Annotated in this window: 15 protein-coding genes and 1 tRNA gene; 5 read left to right on the top strand and 11 right to left on the bottom strand. The window is 65.0% G+C overall.

Translation table 11 applies throughout. The features are described 5' to 3' along the window. Positions 1-31 precede the first annotated feature (31 nt). The 6 genes from rho to argS all read right to left on the bottom strand — a co-directional run bounded on the left by rho (position 32) and on the right by argS (position 8728). Positions 32-1963, bottom strand: coding sequence for a transcription termination factor Rho (gene rho, locus M1248_RS27895; protein WP_163730062.1), 1932 nt, complete (start codon positions 1961-1963; stop codon positions 32-34). A 299-nt stretch (positions 1964-2262) separates the two neighbouring features. Continuing rightward, positions 2263-3207: a homoserine kinase gene (thrB, locus tag M1248_RS27890; protein WP_317150373.1), complete on the bottom strand. Its 945-nt coding sequence runs from the start codon at positions 3205-3207 to the stop codon at positions 2263-2265. Positions 3208-3218: 11 nt separating this feature from the next. Next, a complete protein-coding gene (gene thrC, locus M1248_RS27885; RefSeq protein ID WP_317150372.1) occupies positions 3219-4334 on the bottom strand; it encodes a threonine synthase in 1116 nt (371 codons plus the stop codon). Beyond that, the gene (locus tag M1248_RS27880) at positions 4331-5656 is read right to left on the bottom strand and encodes a homoserine dehydrogenase (protein WP_317150371.1); all 1326 of its coding nucleotides are present in this window, start codon (positions 5654-5656) and stop codon (positions 4331-4333) included. The genes thrC and M1248_RS27880 overlap by 4 nt, the downstream gene beginning before the upstream one ends. 4 nt (positions 5657-5660) lie before the next feature. After that, positions 5661-6992: a diaminopimelate decarboxylase gene (gene lysA, locus M1248_RS27875; protein WP_317150384.1), complete on the bottom strand. Its 1332-nt coding sequence runs from the start codon at positions 6990-6992 to the stop codon at positions 5661-5663. An 83-nt stretch (positions 6993-7075) separates the two neighbouring features. Continuing rightward, positions 7076-8728: an arginine--tRNA ligase gene (argS, locus tag M1248_RS27870; protein WP_317150370.1), complete on the bottom strand. Its 1653-nt coding sequence runs from the start codon at positions 8726-8728 to the stop codon at positions 7076-7078. 104 nt (positions 8729-8832) lie between these two features. Between argS and M1248_RS27865 the strand changes: the two genes are divergently transcribed. Beyond that, positions 8833-8908, top strand: a tRNA-Arg gene (locus M1248_RS27865). 1298 nt (positions 8909-10206) lie between these two features. On the opposite strand, the gene M1248_RS27860 is transcribed toward M1248_RS27865, so the two are convergent. Together M1248_RS27860 and M1248_RS27855 are read right to left on the bottom strand one after the other, a co-directional pair. Next, on the bottom strand, positions 10207-10440 hold the full coding sequence (locus M1248_RS27860) for a family 16 glycosylhydrolase (RefSeq protein WP_317150383.1): 234 nt from the start codon (positions 10438-10440) through the stop codon (positions 10207-10209). A 90-nt stretch (positions 10441-10530) separates the two neighbouring features. Beyond that, a complete protein-coding gene (locus tag M1248_RS27855) occupies positions 10531-11163 on the bottom strand; it encodes a GIY-YIG nuclease family protein (protein ID WP_163730068.1) in 633 nt (210 codons plus the stop codon). Between the two features lie 743 nt (positions 11164-11906). On the opposite strand from M1248_RS27855, the gene M1248_RS27850 reads away from it, so the two are divergent. Both M1248_RS27850 and M1248_RS27845 read left to right on the top strand, forming a co-directional pair. After that, positions 11907-12890 carry an alpha/beta hydrolase gene (locus M1248_RS27850; protein ID WP_317150369.1) on the top strand — a complete coding sequence of 328 codons (984 nt, stop codon included), beginning with the start codon at positions 11907-11909 and terminating at the stop codon, positions 12888-12890. Positions 12891-12977: 87 nt separating this feature from the next. Then, positions 12978-13925, top strand: coding sequence for a lipoprotein LpqH (locus M1248_RS27845; RefSeq protein ID WP_317150368.1), 948 nt, complete (start codon positions 12978-12980; stop codon positions 13923-13925). On the opposite strand, the gene M1248_RS27840 is transcribed toward M1248_RS27845, so the two are convergent. Then, complete coding sequence (locus M1248_RS27840) at positions 13912-14811, bottom strand: SDR family NAD(P)-dependent oxidoreductase (RefSeq protein ID WP_163730071.1); 900 nt, start codon at positions 14809-14811, stop codon at positions 13912-13914. The genes M1248_RS27845 and M1248_RS27840 overlap by 14 nt on opposite strands. 23 nt (positions 14812-14834) lie before the next feature. After that, complete coding sequence (locus M1248_RS27835; protein ID WP_163730072.1) at positions 14835-15503, bottom strand: DUF899 domain-containing protein; 669 nt, start codon at positions 15501-15503, stop codon at positions 14835-14837. A gap of 29 nt (positions 15504-15532) precedes the next feature. Between M1248_RS27835 and M1248_RS27830 the strand changes: the two genes are divergently transcribed. Beyond that, positions 15533-15967: a hypothetical protein gene (locus tag M1248_RS27830; protein WP_317150367.1), complete on the top strand. Its 435-nt coding sequence runs from the start codon at positions 15533-15535 to the stop codon at positions 15965-15967. Here M1248_RS27830 and M1248_RS27825 read toward each other — a convergent pair. After that, a complete protein-coding gene (locus tag M1248_RS27825) occupies positions 15952-16836 on the bottom strand; it encodes an LLM class flavin-dependent oxidoreductase (RefSeq protein ID WP_317150382.1) in 885 nt (294 codons plus the stop codon). The two genes, M1248_RS27830 and M1248_RS27825, sit on opposite strands and share 16 nt — an antisense overlap. Before the next feature lie 46 nt (positions 16837-16882). On the opposite strand from M1248_RS27825, the gene M1248_RS27820 reads away from it, so the two are divergent. Next, positions 16883-17296, top strand: a complete 414-nt coding sequence (locus M1248_RS27820; protein WP_163730074.1) for a VOC family protein — start codon at positions 16883-16885, stop codon at positions 17294-17296. The last annotated feature ends 27 nt before the right edge of the window (positions 17297-17323 follow it).

Genomic DNA, 17323 nt, shown 5'->3' with positions numbered 1-17323 from the left:
CCAACGGGCGGTACGCGCGCCGAATTCGCTACTAGTCGTTGTCCCCGGAGCCCGGAGCCGTCTTGGAGACCTGAACCAGGAACTCGTAGTTGTTCTTGGTCTTGCGCAGCTGGCTCATCAGCAAGTCGATGGCCTGGTGCGGGTCGAGGCCCGAGAGCACGCGGCGCAGCTTGTGCACGATCGCGAACTCGTCAGCCGAGAGCAGCAGCTCGTCCTTACGGGTGCCCGACGGGTTGACGTCGACTGCCGGGAACACGCGTCGCTCGGCGATCTTGCGGTCCAGCTTGAGCTCGGCGTTTCCGGTGCCCTTGAATTCCTCGAAGATCACGGTGTCACCGGTCGAACCGGTCTCCACCATGGCGGTGGCGATGATCGTCAGAGAACCACCGAATTCGATGTTGCGGGCCGCGCCGAGGAACCGCTTGGGCGGATACAGCGCGGTCGAGTCGACACCACCGGACAGGATCCGGCCCGAGGCCGGCGACGCGTTGTTGTAGGCGCGGCCCAGTCGGGTGATCGAGTCGAGCAGCACGACGACATCCTTGCCCTGCTCGACGAGTCGCTTGGCGCGCTCGATGGCGAGCTCGGCAGCCTGAGTGTGGTCTGACGGCGGGCGGTCGAAGGTCGAGGCGATGACCTCACCCTTGACCGAACGCTGCATGTCGGTGACCTCTTCCGGACGCTCGTCGACGAGCACGACCATCAGGTGGCATTCCGGATTGTTCTTGGTGATCGCGTTCGCGATGTCCTGCATGATCGTGGTCTTACCGGCCTTGGGCGGAGACACGATCAGAGCACGCTGCCCCTTGCCGATCGGCATGATCAGGTCGATCAGACGGGTCGTCAGCTTCTCCGATGTCGTCTCCAGGCGCAGCCGCTGGTTCGGGTACAGCGGGGTCAGCTTGGTGAACTCGTCGCGATTCTTGGCGTCCTCAACGGGTCCACCGTTGACCGTGTCCAACCGCACGAGCGGATTGAACTTCTGCCGCGGATTCTGACCGCCACCTTCGCCCTCCTTGGGGACGCGGACGGCGCCGGTCACCGCGTCGCCGCGGCGCAGACCGTTCTTGCGAACCATGTTCATGGACACGTACACGTCGTTGGGGCCGGCCAGGTAGCCCGAGGTGCGGACGAACGCGTAGTTGTCGAGCACGTCGAGGATGCCGGCAACCGGTTGTACGACATCGTCCTCGCGCAACTCGGTGTCGCGGTCTCCCCCGCCGCCACCTTCACCGCCACGCTCACGGCGCCTGCGGTCACGGAACCGGCGACCCCGGCGACCCCCGCGGCCCTCGCCGTCGTCGTCATTGTTCTGGTTGTTCTGATTGTTCTGGTTGTTGCGGTTCTGCTGGCCGCCCTGCTGGTCGCCGCCATCGGACTTGTCGCCGTCAGACCTACCGCTGTCGGACTTGTCGCTTTCGGACTTGTCGCGCTGTTTGGCGGGCTGCTCGTCGGCATCGGGCTTCGCATCCTGACGGCCCTGTGCGGACTGGTCGGAGCCGCTGGGGGCACCCGATCCGCGGGAGGCCCCGCGACGCTCACGGCGTGGGCGCTGTTGCTCGGTTTGCTCGCCGGACTCCGTCGTCGTCTCAGAAGCGGTCGCCGACTCGGCGGCGGGCTCTGCCGGGGCGGCGTCGGCGGCCTTGGGGGTCGTGCCGTTGGATTCGCCGCGACGCTCACGGATGGCGGCGACCAAGTCGCTCTTGCGCATTCCGGAGGCGCCCTCGACGCCGATCTGCTTGGCCAGTGCCCGCAGTTCGGGCAGCACCATCGTCGATAGTGAGCCTGCACGGTTGCCGGACGCTACGTCTTTTTCTTGGCTGGCGGTCGGTGCGGTTTCCGCGGTGGGCGTGCTGTTGGACGCTTCCTCGGCCGCGGGAGTCGAGATGTCTGAATTCACGGGGCTCGGCAGCTGGTCGTTATCGCTGTTACCGCCAGCCGTGATCAGGTCCGTTTCGGTCACGGATTTCCTTTCTTTCCCTCGCTGATCAAGTCATGCGGGGGTTCGTGCGATCAGCTAATCCGCTGAACGCGGGGGTCCCACCATTGCCTCTGCGACGGTGATCGCCGGGATTCGCCGCAAAACGGCGAACCGTCAGTCCACGAGATGAGCACTTGAAAGAAGAGTGGTCGTCCTAGTGTCGACGCAGGCAGAGACGCTGCAATTGCTGGACGAGAGCGAGAATAACCCGCTTCCGTGCTGGAAGCAAGAAAGACACTGGTTCGGATGTGACTCCTGTTGTCGGTGCGACCCAGCACAGATCAAGTCCGGGCAACGACGCCCGATGTCCATCGCACGCCCTCGCCGACCCTCATCTCACTGACGGTGAACCCGTTTGCGATGCCATACTCAACGGCTTTCGCCGGCAACTCCGATTGCGTACTCAATGCGATAACCGCAGGTCCGGCTCCGGACAGAGCCGCTGAAACGTCACAACGCCGGAGAATCCGCAGGTATTCCGCGGACCGGGGGATGGCGGCGGCTCGCTGCGGCTGGTGCAAGACGTCTTCGGTGGCCTCCATCAACAGGTCGGGGCGCTGCGTCAGCGCCACCACCAGCAATGCGGCGCGGCTCAGATTGAACCGGGCATCGGTGTGGCTGACGTGCTCCGGGAGCAGGACCCGCGTCTCGGCCGTCGAGGAGCGCTCTTCGGGGATCGCGGGAAACAGATGGATGTCCGGATGCAGCTGGATCGGCACCGCCGAGTAGCGCGGCAACACGCCTTCGTGTTCGGTCCACGACACCACTGCCCCACCGAGCACCGCCGCGGACGCGTTGTCGGGATGACCCTCGAACTCACTCGCCAGCTGGATCAACTCGGCGTCGCTCAGCGGCTCCGAACCCACCTGCGTCACAAGGCCGTTGACGACGGCAAGGCCGCCGACGACGGCCGCGGCCGACGAGCCGAGACCTCGGGAATGCGGAATGCCGTTGCGGCAGATGACCTTAAGACCGGCGACCTGAAGCCCTGTGTTCTGCAGCCCGTGCTCGATCGCGCGCACGACCAGATGCGACGAGTCCAGCGGGACCTGCCCTGCGCCCTCGCCCTCGACTTCGACCACGAGGCCGGATTCGGTGACTTCGACGACGATCTCGTCGTACAGGCTCAACGCCAGGCCGAGGCTGTCAAAGCCCGGACCCAAGTTGGCGCTCGAGGCCGCAACGACGGCGGTGGCCGTCAGACCGACGGGCAGAGTCTGCGTCACAAGGGCACCTGCTAGACCAGGCCCAGCATCTCGGCCACGGCTGACGGGTCGACTGGTAGCGGGGTCACGACCGGCATGCCTTTGAGCGCCGTGTCGGGATCCTTGAGCCCATTTCCGGTGACCGTGCACACCACCATCGAGCCTTTGGCGACCCAGCCGTCCTCGATCGACTTGAGCAGCCCGGCGATGCTCGCGGCCGAGGCGGGCTCGACGAACACGCCCTCGGTGCGGGCCACCAGGTGATAGGCGGCGAGGATCTCCTCGTCGGTGGCGGCGACGAATCGACCGTCGGACTGCTCCCGGGCCTCGACGGCCGTCGCCCATGACGCGGGTGAGCCGATCCGGATCGCCGTGGCGATCGTCTCAGGATTGGTCACCGGCTCACCTAGCACCAGGGGTGCGGCGCCCGCGGCCTGCGTGCCCAACATGCGTGGCAGTCGGTCGGAAATCCCGTCGCGGTGGTATTCCTGGTAACCCTTCCAGTACGCGGTGATGTTCCCCGCGTTGCCCACGGGCAGAGAATGCACGTCCGGTGCGACGCCGAGCGCGTCGATGATCTCGAATGCGGCGGTCTTCTGTCCCTCGATGCGGAACGGGTTGACCGAGTTGACGAGCGACACCGTCGGATAGTCGTTGGTCAGCTTGCGCGCCAACTCGAGACAATCGTCGAAGTTGCCGTCGATCTGGATGATCTTCGCGCCGTGCATGACGGCCTGGGCGAGCTTGCCCATCGCGATCTTGCCCTGGGGAATCAGCACGGCGCAGGTGATACCCGCCCTGGCCGCGTAGGCAGCCGCCGACGCGGAGGTGTTGCCGGTGGACGCGCACAGCACCGCCTGCTGGCCGCGAGCGACGGCCTCGGTGACGGCCATCGTCATACCCCGGTCCTTGAAGGAACCCGTCGGGTTGAGGCCCTCGACCTTCAAATGCACGGTGCAGCCGGTCAATTCGGACAGTCGAGGCGTGGGCAGCAGCGGCGTACCGCCCTCGTGCAATGTGATCGGTGTCCAGTTGTCCTCGACCGGAAGGCGATCTCGATACGCGGCAATCAACCCGGGCCAGGGTTGATGAACGGCCTTTGGCGGGACTGTGCTCACTGCTCGTCGCGCAAGCGGATCATCGCTCATTCGCTGGTTCCTTCCAGTCGAAGCACGCTGTTGATGCCCTCCACGACATCGAGGTCGGCCAGCGCCTCGACGGTTTCGGAAAGTGCGGCGTCGGTCGCCTGGTGGGTGACGACGACGATGCGCGCGCCGCACCGTTGGCCTTCTGGGTCGACCATGCCCTCCTGGCGCACTTCGGCGATGCTGACCTCACGCTTACCGAATTCGGCTGCCACAGCTGACAACACACCGGGACGGTCGGCGACGTTCATGCTCACGTAGTACCGGGTGGGGATGAAGCCGATGGGCGAGATCGGCAGCTTGGCGTACTTGGACTCCCGCGGGCCTCGGCCACCCTGCACCCGGTTTCGCGCGGCCATCACCAGATCACCCATCACCGCGGAGGCGGTCGGGGCTCCACCGGCACCCTGGCCGTAGAACATCAGCCGTCCCGCGGCCTCGGCCTCGACGACGACCGCGTTGAAGGCGCCGTTGACCGAGGCGAGGGGGTGGGTCAGTGGCACCAGCGCCGGGTAGACGCGGGCCGAAACCCGCTGCTGCCCTTCGTCTGTGGTGAGCCGCTCGCAGATCGCGAGCAACTTGATCGTGCAGCCGAGTGCGCGCGCCGAGACGAAGTCGGCCGAGGTGACCTTCGTAATGCCCTCGCGGTACACGTCTTCGGCGGTTACACGGGTGTGGAAGGCGATCGAGGCGAGGATCGCAGCCTTGGCGGCGGCGTCATATCCCTCGACGTCGGCGGTCGGATCCGCCTCGGCGTAGCCGAGCGCGCTCGCATCGGCCAGCGCTGCGGCGTAGTCAGCGCCCGTGCTGTCCATCTCGGAGAGGATGTAGTTCGTGGTGCCGTTCACGATGCCGGCGACCCGGATCACGGTGTCACCCGCAAGCGATTGGGTCAGCGGACGGATGACGGGGATAGCACCGGCCACGGCCGCCTCGAAATACAAGTCGACGTGGGCGTGTTCGGCCGCCTGGGCCAATTCGCCGGTGGATACGGCCATCAGCGCCTTGTTGGCGGTGACGACGGACTTGCCCTGCTCGAGAGCGGACAGGATGGCCTTGCGCGCGGGTTCGACCGGCCCCATCAGCTCGACGACGATGTCGACGTCGTCTCGCGACACGAGTTCGTCGATGTTGTCGGTCAGCATGTCGACTGGGACGCCTCGGTCGTCGGCGACGCGGCGCACTCCGATACCACGCAGCATCAAGGGGGCACCGATGCGGGCCGCGAGGTCCTGCGCACTCTCCTCGATGATGCGTACGACCTGGCTACCCACGTTGCCGTAACCCAGGACCGCTACGCCGATGGGCTTTTCCTCGGTGCTCATGTGCTTACCCCACTTCCAGACTGAGTAGATCGTCGACCGTTTCCCGGCGCAGAATCAGGCGCGCTTGCCCGTCGCGCACGGCCACGACCGCCGGGCGACCGATGAGGTTGTAACGGCTTGACATCGAATAGCAGTAGGCACCGGTGGCTGCGACGCCGAGCAGATCGCCCGGCCTGATGTCGTCAGGCACCCAGGTGTCGCGCACGACGATATCGCCACTCTCGCAATGCTTTCCGACCACCCGACCCAGTATCGATGAACCTTCACTGGCGCGTGAGATCAGGCGGACGTCATATTCTGCGCCATACAACGAGGTACGGATGTTGTCGCTCATGCCGCCGTCGACGCTGACGTAGCGGCGGTACCGGTCGGTTGCGACCGCCACATCTTTGACGGTGCCGACCTGATAGAGCGTGATGGTGCCGGGGCCTGCGATCGCGCGACCGGGCTCGACGACCAGTTGGGGGGTGGGCAGCCCGACCGCCGCCGACTCCTCGCGGACGATCGCGCTCAGCTTGGCGGCTAGGTCGGCGACCGGCGGCGGATCATCCTGTGGCAGATAGGAAATGCCCAGCCCCCCACCGAGGTCGACGATCGACATCTGCGACGTCTTCTCGACGCCGAACTCGGCGACGACGTCGCGCAGCAGGCCGATGACGCGATGCGCGGCAATCTCGAACCCGGCGACATCGAAGATCTGGGATCCGATGTGGCTGTGCAGGCCCACCAGGCGCAGATGGTCGGTTGCGAATACCCGACGCACGGCGGTCAGGGCCGCGCCACTGGCCAGCGACAGGCCGAACTTCTGGTCTTCGTGCGCGGTCGAGATGAACTCGTGGGTGTGCGCCTCGACGCCGACGGTGACGCGGACCAGGACATCCTGTACGACTCCCGCCGCTCCGGCGATTTCGTCGAGCCGCTCGATCTCGACCATCGAGTCGACCACCACGTGCTCGATGCCCGCTTTGACGGCGGCAGTCAGCTCTTCGACCGATTTGTTGTTGCCGTGCAACGCAATCCGGTCAGCAGGGAAGCCGGCGTGAAGTGCGACGGCCATCTCGCCGCCGGTCGCGACGTCGAGGGACAACCCCTCTTCAGCGATCCAGCGGGCCACCTCTGAGCACATGAACGCCTTGGCCGCGTAGCGCACGTTCTGTCCGCCGCCGAACGCCGCAGCGATCTCCCGGCATCGCGACCGGAAGTCGTCCTCGTCGATCACGAACGTCGGGGTGCCGAACTGCGCGGCGATGTCGGCGACGGACACTCCGGCGATAGATACCACGCCGTCGTCACCGCGAACCGTGTTGCGCGGCCAGACATTCGGCGCGAGCAGCAAGACTTCGGCCGCCGAGAGCGGACGCGGCGGCGCACCACCGTGGTGGACTTCTTCGGCGTGCCGTGGACCGGCCGGGTGCGCGATCACATCCGCTCCGGAGCGCTGACACCGAGGATGCCCAGACCGTTGGCGATGACTCGGCGTGTGGCATCGCACAGCGCCAGGCGCGCGGAATGCAGATCATTCGGCGCTTCATCGCCCTGGGGCAACACGCGGCACGAGTCGTAGAACCGGTGATAGTCACCGGCCAAGTCTTCGAGGTAACGAGAGACGCGGTGCGGTTCACGCAGAGTCGCAGCGGTTTTCAGTACTCGGGGGAACTCGCCGAGGTTGCGGATCAGCGCGCCCTCTTTGTCGTGTGTAAGCAGCTCGAGGTGCTCGGTGCTCGCGGCAAGGCCGAGTTCGGCGGCGTTACGAGCCAGGGCGGAGAGCCGAGCGTGCGCGTACTGCACGTAGTAGACCGGGTTTTCGTTGGATGCCGACGACCACAACGCCAGATCGATGTCGATGGGGGTGTCCACCGAGGATCGGATCAGCGAGTACCGGGCGGCGTCAACGCCGATCGCGTCCACGAGGTCGTCGAGCGTGATCACCGTGCCTGCACGTTTACTCATCCGCACCGGCTGACCGTCGCGGACCAGGTTGACCATCTGGCCGATCAGCACCTCGACCGTGGCGGGATCCTGACCCAGCGATGACGCGATGGCCTTGAGTCGGGCGATGTAGCCGTGGTGGTCGGCGCCGAGCATGTAGATGCACAGGTCGAACCCGCGCTCGCGCTTGTCGAGGTAATAGGCGATGTCGGCGGCGACGTAGGCCGGCGCACCGTCGCTCTTGATGACGACGCGGTCCTTGTCGTCGCCGAAGTCGGTAGTGCGCAACCAGACTGCGCCATCCTTCTCGTACACCTTGCCCGCCTCGCGCAGCTTGGCGATCGCCTGCTCGACGCGCCCCGACGTGTGCATCGAGTCTTCGTGGGTGTAGACGTCGAAGTCCGTGCCGAACTCATGCAACGAGGCCTTGATATGGCTGAACATCAGGTCGACCCCGATGGCGCGGAAGGTCTCCCGCATTTCGTGGTCGGGCAAGCTCAGGACGTCGGGTTCCTTGGCGATCACTTGTGCGGCGATGTCTTTGATGTATTCGCCGGCGTAGCCGTCCTCGGGTGTCGGCTCGCCCTTGGCCGCCGCGATCAGCGAGTTGGAGAACCGGTCGATCTGGGCGCCGTGGTCGTTGAAGTAGTACTCGCGTATCACGGACGCACCCTGCGTCGAGAGCAGCCGGCCCAGCGCGTCGCCGACGGCGGCCCAGCGGGTGCCGCCGATGTGGATCGGCCCCGTCGGGTTCGCCGAGACGAACTCCAGATTGATGTTCTGTGCCTTGAGCTCCTCGGAGTGCCCATAGTCCTCGCCCGCGGCGAGGACGTTGTTGACGATCACGCCCTGGGCGGAGGCGTCGAGACGCAGATTGACGAAGCCGGGCCCCGCGACGTCGGCGGCGGCGATCCCGTCGGTCTGAGCCAGCGCGGACGCCAACCAGGCGGCCAGCTCGCGCGGGTTCGCGCCGACCTTTTTGCCCAGCTGGAGGGCTAGATTCGTGGCGTAATCGCCATGCTCGGTGTTACGCGGGCGCTCGACAGTGACCATGTCCGGCAGCGCGGCGCTGTCGAGTCCGTGCTCGGAAAGCACCGCGGCCGCGGTGGTCTTGAGCAGCTCGGCCAAGTCGGCTGGGGTCACGAGGGTCCATCCTATGGTCTGACGTGGTCAGGCCCCGAATCGGTTTCCGGTCATTTCGATGCGTTAGGCTGTCGACGCCCATTGGCGCAGGTTCAAACCCGTGCGCCCCCGTAGCTCAGGGGATAGAGCGTCTGCCTCCGGAGCAGAAGGCCGCAGGTTCGAATCCTGCCGGGGGCACCATCTGACCAGCACAGATACGTGCACACCCGAGACTCCTTGGTGTCGCCAACCACCACTGATCCGTGCATCGGCTAACCGATGAACGGCACCTGACAGCCTGGCAGCCCGCTAGTGGGTCCTGTCTTTCGGCCGGCCCTCACCTCTCAACGGCGGGCCGAACAGGTGGAAGGTCTGCCATATCTATCGCCAGGTCGCGGTTTATCTTCGCCGCGGCGGGTGCCGGTACGTGAGCTGGTGCCTCCGCACCTTCATCGTCACTCTCGTTTCCGAGCCCTGCGAGGCTGGCCGCTCGTCAGCCGGCGAGGCCGTCGCCCACCGGGGGTGTCCTGCGGCCTCGGAGACCGATACTCCGAATCTTTCTCTGGTCTGCTCGCCCCACCTGTGCCCGAATCATCGGCCGTGTCAATGTCTTTGGCGCTGGTCTGGCGGTCGAACGGCTTCGGTCTATTGGGAGGGGCTATTGCCTACACCACCGTCACCAGTGGTCTTATCGTCCGGGTCGCTGATGGGCGGGTTGGCATCAGGGTCAACGGTGCCGGCCGGGCGGTCCGCGTTCTTGATGGGTTCGTCTGATCCGGTGTTGTGTGTGCCTGGCCCGCCATCCACTTGCTGGGACTCTGTTTCCGGGTTGGTCATGTTTTGCTTCTTCCTTCGAGGCGGCGGTGTGACGCCGCTCACATCCGGATACCCTGACCCTCCCACTCGAAACGGCGGTCCTATGGACGGCGCTTCAACTCCAGCGATTCTTGCGGTTGAGCTGCAGCCTCATCTTTTGCGCCACTGAGAACACTGCCGATGCTTTCGAGTGGCGGGCCAAACCTGTCCAATGCGCCCCGCACCCGGGTCGGGCGCTGCTCCAACTTCCGAACCATGTTCCACCTTCCTGAGCCGAGAGATTGAGAAGTACGTGCTGAGTCGACCCTCCCGGCTTGGGCTTGGAGCTTCCTAAAGGACTCGGCGCCCGCCGATAGCGTCCCAGCTCATGAGCAACGCAGCACCGTGGGCCATCGTGTCGAGCTAAAAATGACCAATAGTTGCAGGGAATCAGCTCGGTACTGATCAGGTATCCGATGATAGTCGCGAATCGTCATCTTGCGACGAGCGGTGTCGGCCTGATGGTGTTGAGCCCCAACGGGTTTACAGTCCAAATACCGCTTCGGCGACGGCGGAACCCCGAACCGTCCAGCCGGCATGACCAGGCGTGCCCGGGTACCCTCGGGCCTCGATCGCCAAGCATATTTTGGGACTTGGCTTTTCACCCATCTGATCGCCGTCTGCCCTAAGAGCTCGTGCGGCCGTCAGCTCCCCGCATATGACCAGATGGACACCCAATCGACCAACAGATTGCCGCGGTTGGTCCCGGTCCCTTCCGTCTCGGTCTGTAGGTGCCAGCGCATCGGCTTCGTCGGGACGTACCGCGTTGTGTCGAGCACCACGGCGTCATCGAGCAGAAGCCTGACCCGGCCGGGGGCCCATTCGATGGTGTAGACATGCCAGTGGTTGAACGTCGTGGTCGACGGCCGATGGCGGATGCAGGTTCACCGGAGGGGCGGGTCAATGCGACACCGGGATAAAGACCCTGGAGCACAACACGTTTCACCATCAACGCCGTGACTCTGGGCCTACGACCACTCCGCGAGCACGCGCATCTTGGCTGCCTTAACGGCCGCATCCCGACGCAGACGCTTGAGTTCCGGCGCAAACCTGTTGCGCTCGTTGTCCTGAAAGTTCAGCGGGAGATCCAGCGCGTTGATCAGCTTTGGTTCCAGGTACCACGGCTCCGGGTGCAGTACCCACGACACCGCGGCGTTCTCGGCCATCCACTGGGTCAGGACCGCTTCGCCGCCCGCGAAGGTCTGTCGCTTCCCCGAACCGATCCGGCGCAGCGCGAAGCCGAGTCGGTCGCCGAGCAGAACCCCGAGCGATTTGCGCAGGGTGGAACCGTCTGCGCTCGCATTGCCGGCTCCGAAGTGATACCGGATGCGTTTGCGAAGATCCTGCTGGTTCTGCTGCTTGCTTCCGGCCCGGGGTGGGCCGGGGCTGATTCCGACATAGAGCAGCGCCCAGCCGTCGCGTTGTTCGCACCCCGAAATATCGATGTCACCGGGGATATCGCGAAACCACCAGCCGTGGGCACCCGATTCGCTGGGCACCGGACATGGATCGGCGAATACTTCGTCACGCGTATATCGCTGAGCCGCAACGAAGTTCGCGACAGCGTTTGCGGCCCGCTTCGCGGCCATCGACTCAGCCATATACGTCAGCGTAGCCCCCGGCGAGCGTTCACCCGCCCCACTTGTTCAGCCGGCGTGCTCGAAACCTCCATGTAGGTGCCCGGTGGGTTGTCGCGTCCGGCACGGTCATCGCGATGCTGTTGAGCACCCAGCCGGCGCCGTCTGTGGCCCCCGGCAGACTCCGCGCTCGGCCTACCTGCCACTTCATCGACGATTGATGATATTGACCCTGGCCCGGCGGGAGGGAAGCTCGATCTTGTGCTGTCTTTGCACTCGCTGTCCCATTTTTGGGTTTAATCTCCCGGTAGAGGGCCAAATTACGGTAGCTGTCCCGCATCCGACATTTTTGCTAGCGTCGTCTGCGTGTTGATATCCATCGCCTACACGGTCGTGTCGGCGCTTGCATCAACCAACGGCCCCGACAAAAGCCGTCCACCGCGCCTGACGCCTCCGCTCCAGGACGATGTCGGTGCGCCGCAGTCGTACATCGTCGACGCGTGGATCGGCGGATATGCGTGCTGCGACTGCGGTTGGAGGGGACGACGGCGATGGCATCGGTCATTCGCCGTCCACGACGCGTTGCGCCACTTCGCCGCAACCAAACACCATTTCGAATGCTGACTTCCGGCGACTAGTTCACTGGAACACCGCTGAGTCACCGCCGAGGACGCCGCCCACGTCGGCGCAGCCACCGCCGGTCTCCAAGGAATTCCCAAGTGCTCCCTTTCAGGCTCCTCCAAACGCCTGACGAAGGGAGAGACCCAGTGCCTGCTTCACGTCCTGACTTGCGGCCGGCCCGCAAGGTCGCGCCGTCGCTTCAGTTCCGCACCGTTCACGGCTATCGCCGTGCCTTTCGCATCGCCGGATCGGGCCCCGCGGTGCTGTTGATCCACGGAGTCGGCGACAACTCGACGACCTGGGACAGCGTGCATTCCAAACTTGCGCAACGATTTACGGTCATCGCGCCGGACCTCCTGGGCCACGGTGAGTCCGACAAGCCGCGCGCCGACTACTCACTGGCGTCCTTCGCCAACGGCATGCGCGACCTACTCGCCGTACTCGGTATCGACCGCGTCACCCTGGTGGGTCACTCCCTTGGTGGCGGCATCGCCGCACAGTTTGCCTACCAATACCCCCATATGGTGGAACGCATCGTGCTGGTCAGCTGTGGCGGTGTGACGAAGGACGTCACCCCGGCTCTGCGACTGGCAGCAGTGCCGATGGGGGCCGAGTCGCTGGCCGCGTTGCGCCTCCCGGGCGCGGTCCCCGCCCTGAAATTCGCCGGCCGCGCCGCCAAGTCGCTGCTCGGTTCGACCAAGCACGGACGCGATCTGGGCAGCGGTATCGATCTGCTCGCCCGGCTGGCCGATCCGAAGGCTTTGTCGGCGTTCGCGCGGACGGTGCGAGGTGTGGTGGACGGCCGCGGACAGTTCATCACCATGCTCGATCGCGCGTACCTCATGCCATCGATCCCCAAGCAGATCATCTGGGGCGAAGACGACATGGTGATCCCGGCGAGCCACGCGCGGATAGCTCACGAGGCAATGCCCGGTTCACGCTTGGAGATCTTCGAAGGCTCCGGGCACATGCCTTTTCGCGACCACCCCGACCGCTTCGTCTCCGTCGTCGAGCGGTTCCTCGACTCCACACTGCCCGCCGAATACGACCAAACCAACCTCGGCTCGATGATGCGGGGCTGCGGCGGGGAGGACAGCGCGCCCGAGGCGACCGATTCGATCAGCGCCTGAGCAATCCCGTGTTGCCGGCTTCCCGGCTGACTTATCGTGATCCCGCACCCGTCCGCGCAGGTTATGGGCTCGCACAGGAGGGACGACGTGGTGAAGGCTGCCGCCCCGATCAGGCTGACCGCAGCAGGTGTGGCATTCCTATGTGTGCTCGCAGGCTGCAGCAAGAGCGACGGTCAGGCATCGCCGGTTCCGTCGGAGCCTGCGAGCGGTACGGCCAGTGAGTCTGCGACCACTGACGCCGCGACGCCCGCTGATTACAGCACCCTGCTCATCACGACCGAAGACATCGACTCATCGGAACCCTTCACCGCTGAGCCGCCGATCCTCAACCCGAACGGCGACGCCGGCGTCAGCGGGCGCTTCTTCGCCGAGGACTCTTCGATGATCGGTTCCACCATCAGAGTCCTGGCCGACCCTGCCGAAGCCGCGAGGGTGCTCGAATTGACCAGGAATGGAATATCAAACGTCTCGGGCAGGTGGGAGCCGTCGCCGATCGGAACCAACGGATCGGTGATCGCGGGGACGTCGCTGGATCAAATCACGGGTATCACGGTGCTCACGTTCTCCGAACAGAACGCCGTCGTCACGCTCGAGTTCGACGGCCCCTACGGCAAGCTCGAAGGATTACCAACGGAACTCATCGATTCGGTCGCTCGGCGTCAACTGGAGATCCTGAAGGCGAAACTGCCGGAGATCGCTCCCCCCGCGCCCCTTCCCGTCGCCGCGACCATAGGCGGCAAGCCGGTGGATGTCCGAGGCCCGGTGGTGTGTAAGTACTGGAATGGCAGGTCCACCATCACCGCGGGCAACTCAATACTCAAGATCGTCGTCGAGCTCGAGCCGGACGCGTCGTTGGTACACCGCGTGGAGCTCGCCGACGTCGACGACGTCTACCTGAGTTCGCCCGAAAGCGCCGCCACCGCCACCAAGACCGGCAACACCTACACGGTCATCGGCACCGCATCTGGTGAGAGCGACACCACCCCGCCAAAGCAGGTCACCGAGCCCTTCGACATCAGCCTCACGTGCCCCTGATGGGGAATGTCGTTCCCGTCTCGCTCTCGGCGAACTCCCAAAGCTTCTGGGCGTCTTCGTAGTCGCAGGCGTTCGCCGTGCGGCCGGCGAGCGTCGGTCCGCCCTTGAATCCGAACCGTCCGTCGATGCCCACGAAACTGCCCGGCGGAATGGGCTCGCTGATGCAGTACAGCGACGTCGCGGCACCGGCGTCGATGTCGTTGCCGATGACGTTCGCGACTCTCGTCACCACCGAGTGAAACGCAGACATCACGCGGGTGTCGGAGACGTTGGACAGGTTCGAAGCCACCCAGCCCGGATGTGTCAGGAACGACGTGACCGGCGAATTCGCTTCACGCAAACGGCGATCCAGCTCCAGCCCCCACAACATGACGGCCAATTTCGAGCGCGCGTAGGCCGGAAGGGAGGACCACTTCCGCGTGCGCAGATGCGGATCATCGAAGGCGATGACGCCTCCTTTGTGGGCGTCCGAGCCGACATTGATGATCTTCGATCGCACCCGTTCGAACAGCAGGTTGGTCAACGCGAACGGGCCGAGGAAGTTCGTGCCGAGCATCATCTCGAAGCCGTCGACGGTGTCGCTTCGCGTCTGTGCGACCAGCCCCGCGTTGTTGATGAGGATGTCGACGTCACCCTCGAGCAGGTCGGGAAACGCACGCACCGAAGACTGGTCGGCCAGGTCCAGCTTGACGACGGAGGTGTCGCCGCCCATCTCGGCCGCGCGCTGGGCGCCCAGTTCCAGGTTGCGCACCGCGAGAATCACGTGCGCACCGGTGCGGACCAACGCCCGCGCCGTTCCCAGGCCCACACCGTTCGTCGCGCCGGTCACGATGATGCGCTTGCCGCTCAAATCGCCGAGTCGGCTCGGCGCCCACTGTGTCGTCACGCTCTGAGATTAGCCACACAGCATCAGTAGGAGTCGGCCAATCGCATCCACTCGTACGGCGGTCGCTGCGGCCAGCCGTCCGGTGACTGCTCCCACGTCTCCTGCCGTCCGTACGGCGTGAGGTCGAGCAGGTCGAACACCACCATGAACGGTTCCTCCCCGCGGTTGAAGGTCTGCCACGTGTGGAAGACGCGACCGCCGTCGCGCAGGAACACGCTCACCGATTGGCGCTCCCCTCCGTCGACGGTCACGCCGAAGTCCTCGTTGAACGTCGTGCCTCCCGACGACACCCACGGAAGCCGCCAGCCCATCCGGTCACGGAATTCCAGCAGCTTGGGCAGTGCAGCACGCGAAACCAACACGAACGACGTGTCTTTCGCGTGCAGATGCGACAGCGGGCCGATGTGTTCGGCCATCATGGAGCAACCGTCGCATCCTTGCTCCCAATCGCTACCGAACATGAAGTGCTGCAGGATCAGCTGCCGGCAACCGTCGAACAGATCAAGCAGCGTCACCGCGCCCTGTTCGGAATCGAACGTGTACGGCTCGGTGATCTCGACCATCGGTAGGCGGCGCCGGGCCGCGCTGACGGAGTCCTTGAGCCGCGTCAGTTCTTTTTCCCGAAGCAGCAATTCGGCGCGCGCCTGCTCCCATTCGGAACGGGACACGATAGGCGGTAACGGCGTCGTCATGGTTCAAGCCTGCCTGATACGTTCGCCACGTGCGCACAAGGTTCGAGTTCGATTTCGTGACCACGGCGACGCCGGCGCAAGTCGTCGAGCTCATGATCGACTTCTCCCCGAACCGCCCCCACCGATGGCCGGCCTCGTCGGTCCGCGCATTCGAGGTGTATCGAATCGGAGACACCGATGCCGACATTCGCGAGGGCCAGAACTTCCCGAAACTCTGGGCGAAATGGCACTACGACTGGTCGGAACCGAACTCGGTGGTTCTGACGGTCGCCGAAAGCGACGACCTCGAGACGGGCGGCTTCATGTCGCTCACGGCGGCGCACCACGAGGGCGGCAGCGCCGTACACGGCGTGTGGCAGCAGACGTCGAAGAGTGCCAGGGGTCTCGCGGCGGTGACCCTGATGCGGTTCGTCGGGCGGCGTTCGCTGTCGGCGTACTACAAGAAGGTCTACGACGACCTCTGAAGCTCCTCGACCACTTCTGCGACCTGCCGAACCTGGTCGATGTCCGAACTCGTCGGGATCAAATGGATCTCGTCAGTTCCGATCGCGGCGAATCCGCGCAGTACCTCCAGCAACTCGCTGCCGGTACCCGCCCAACCTGTGGTCGGCGCCATCGCGTCGACGTACTCGACCGGAATCCAGTTCATGTAGCGGCGCAGATGCTCGTGGACCTGTGCCCGGGTGCCATCGCCATTGCCGATCGCAAACCAGAACGACGTGGCCAGGTGGGGAGGTTGCTTGCCCGCCTGCGCCCACGCCTCGCGTGCGACGTCGAACAGCTTGTTCTCCTTGTCGACGTCCAAATCCAACGTCGTACCCGCCAGCCCGTCAGCCCACGCGGCGGCACTGCGGACGGTCTTGGGACCCATGGTGCCGACCAGCAGTTGCGGCCCACCGGCCTGCAGCGGCTGCGGCCCGACCGGTTCGACGGACTCGGTGACCTTCTCGCCGGCCCATACGCGTCGCATCACCACGACGCTGTCGGCCATTCCGCGCATCGTCTGGGTCGCGACATCCGCGCCGACGGCGAGGTAATCCTCGTTCCTGCCGCCCACGCCGAGCCCGACCGTCAGTCGTCCGCCGCTGAGCATGTCGCCGGTGGCCAGCGCCTTGGCCAGCATGACCGGATCGTGAAGCTGGGGAACGATGACGGTGGTCACCAACCGCACCCGCTCGGTCCAGGCCGACAACGCACCAAGCAGGGTCGGCGAGTCGGGGTTGCTGAATGCGATGCGCTCGCCCCAGCACAGCGACGAGAACGGACCGGCATCGATCACCTGCGCCCATTCTCGGAGCGTCGACGCGTCCAGGTCCGACTCCATCACCGGCATCGTCATCCCAATGTGCACGATCGCGATTCTGGCACGATGGGGTTTTATGGCGATCAACACCACGTCTATTGCCCACGTCCGGCTCACCGTGACCGACATCGACCAGTCCCGGCAGTTCTACGACAGCGTGTTCGGCTGGCCGATCCTCCTCGAGGTGCCTGAACAGGCCGACGCCGCGACGCGCGAGATGCTGAGCTTTCTGTTCGGCGGCGTGATCTACGACCTGGGCGGCACACTGATCGGGCTGCGCCCGGTCGCCGCTGACCGCTTCGACGAGGACCGCGTCGGTCTGGACCATCTCGCGTTCCGGGTCGGCAGCAAAGACGAATTGGACTCCGCGGTCGATCATCTCGATTTTCTGGGCGTCGCACATGAGCCGATAAAGGACATCGGCCCGGCTTACATTCTCGAGTTTCGCGACCCCGACAACATCGCGCTCGAGCTCAGCGCCCCGAAGTAGCGCAAGCCGAAATCCTAGATTCTGGGG

Origin of the sequence: Mycobacterium sp. 29Ha, from assembly GCF_032883055.1 — a bacterium.
In the GTDB taxonomy this organism is placed as follows: Bacteria; Actinomycetota; Actinomycetes; order Mycobacteriales; family Mycobacteriaceae; genus Mycobacterium; species Mycobacterium gallinarum.
The sequence above is the reverse complement of the archived record's forward strand: the minus strand, read 5'-3'. Positions and strand labels throughout refer to the sequence as shown.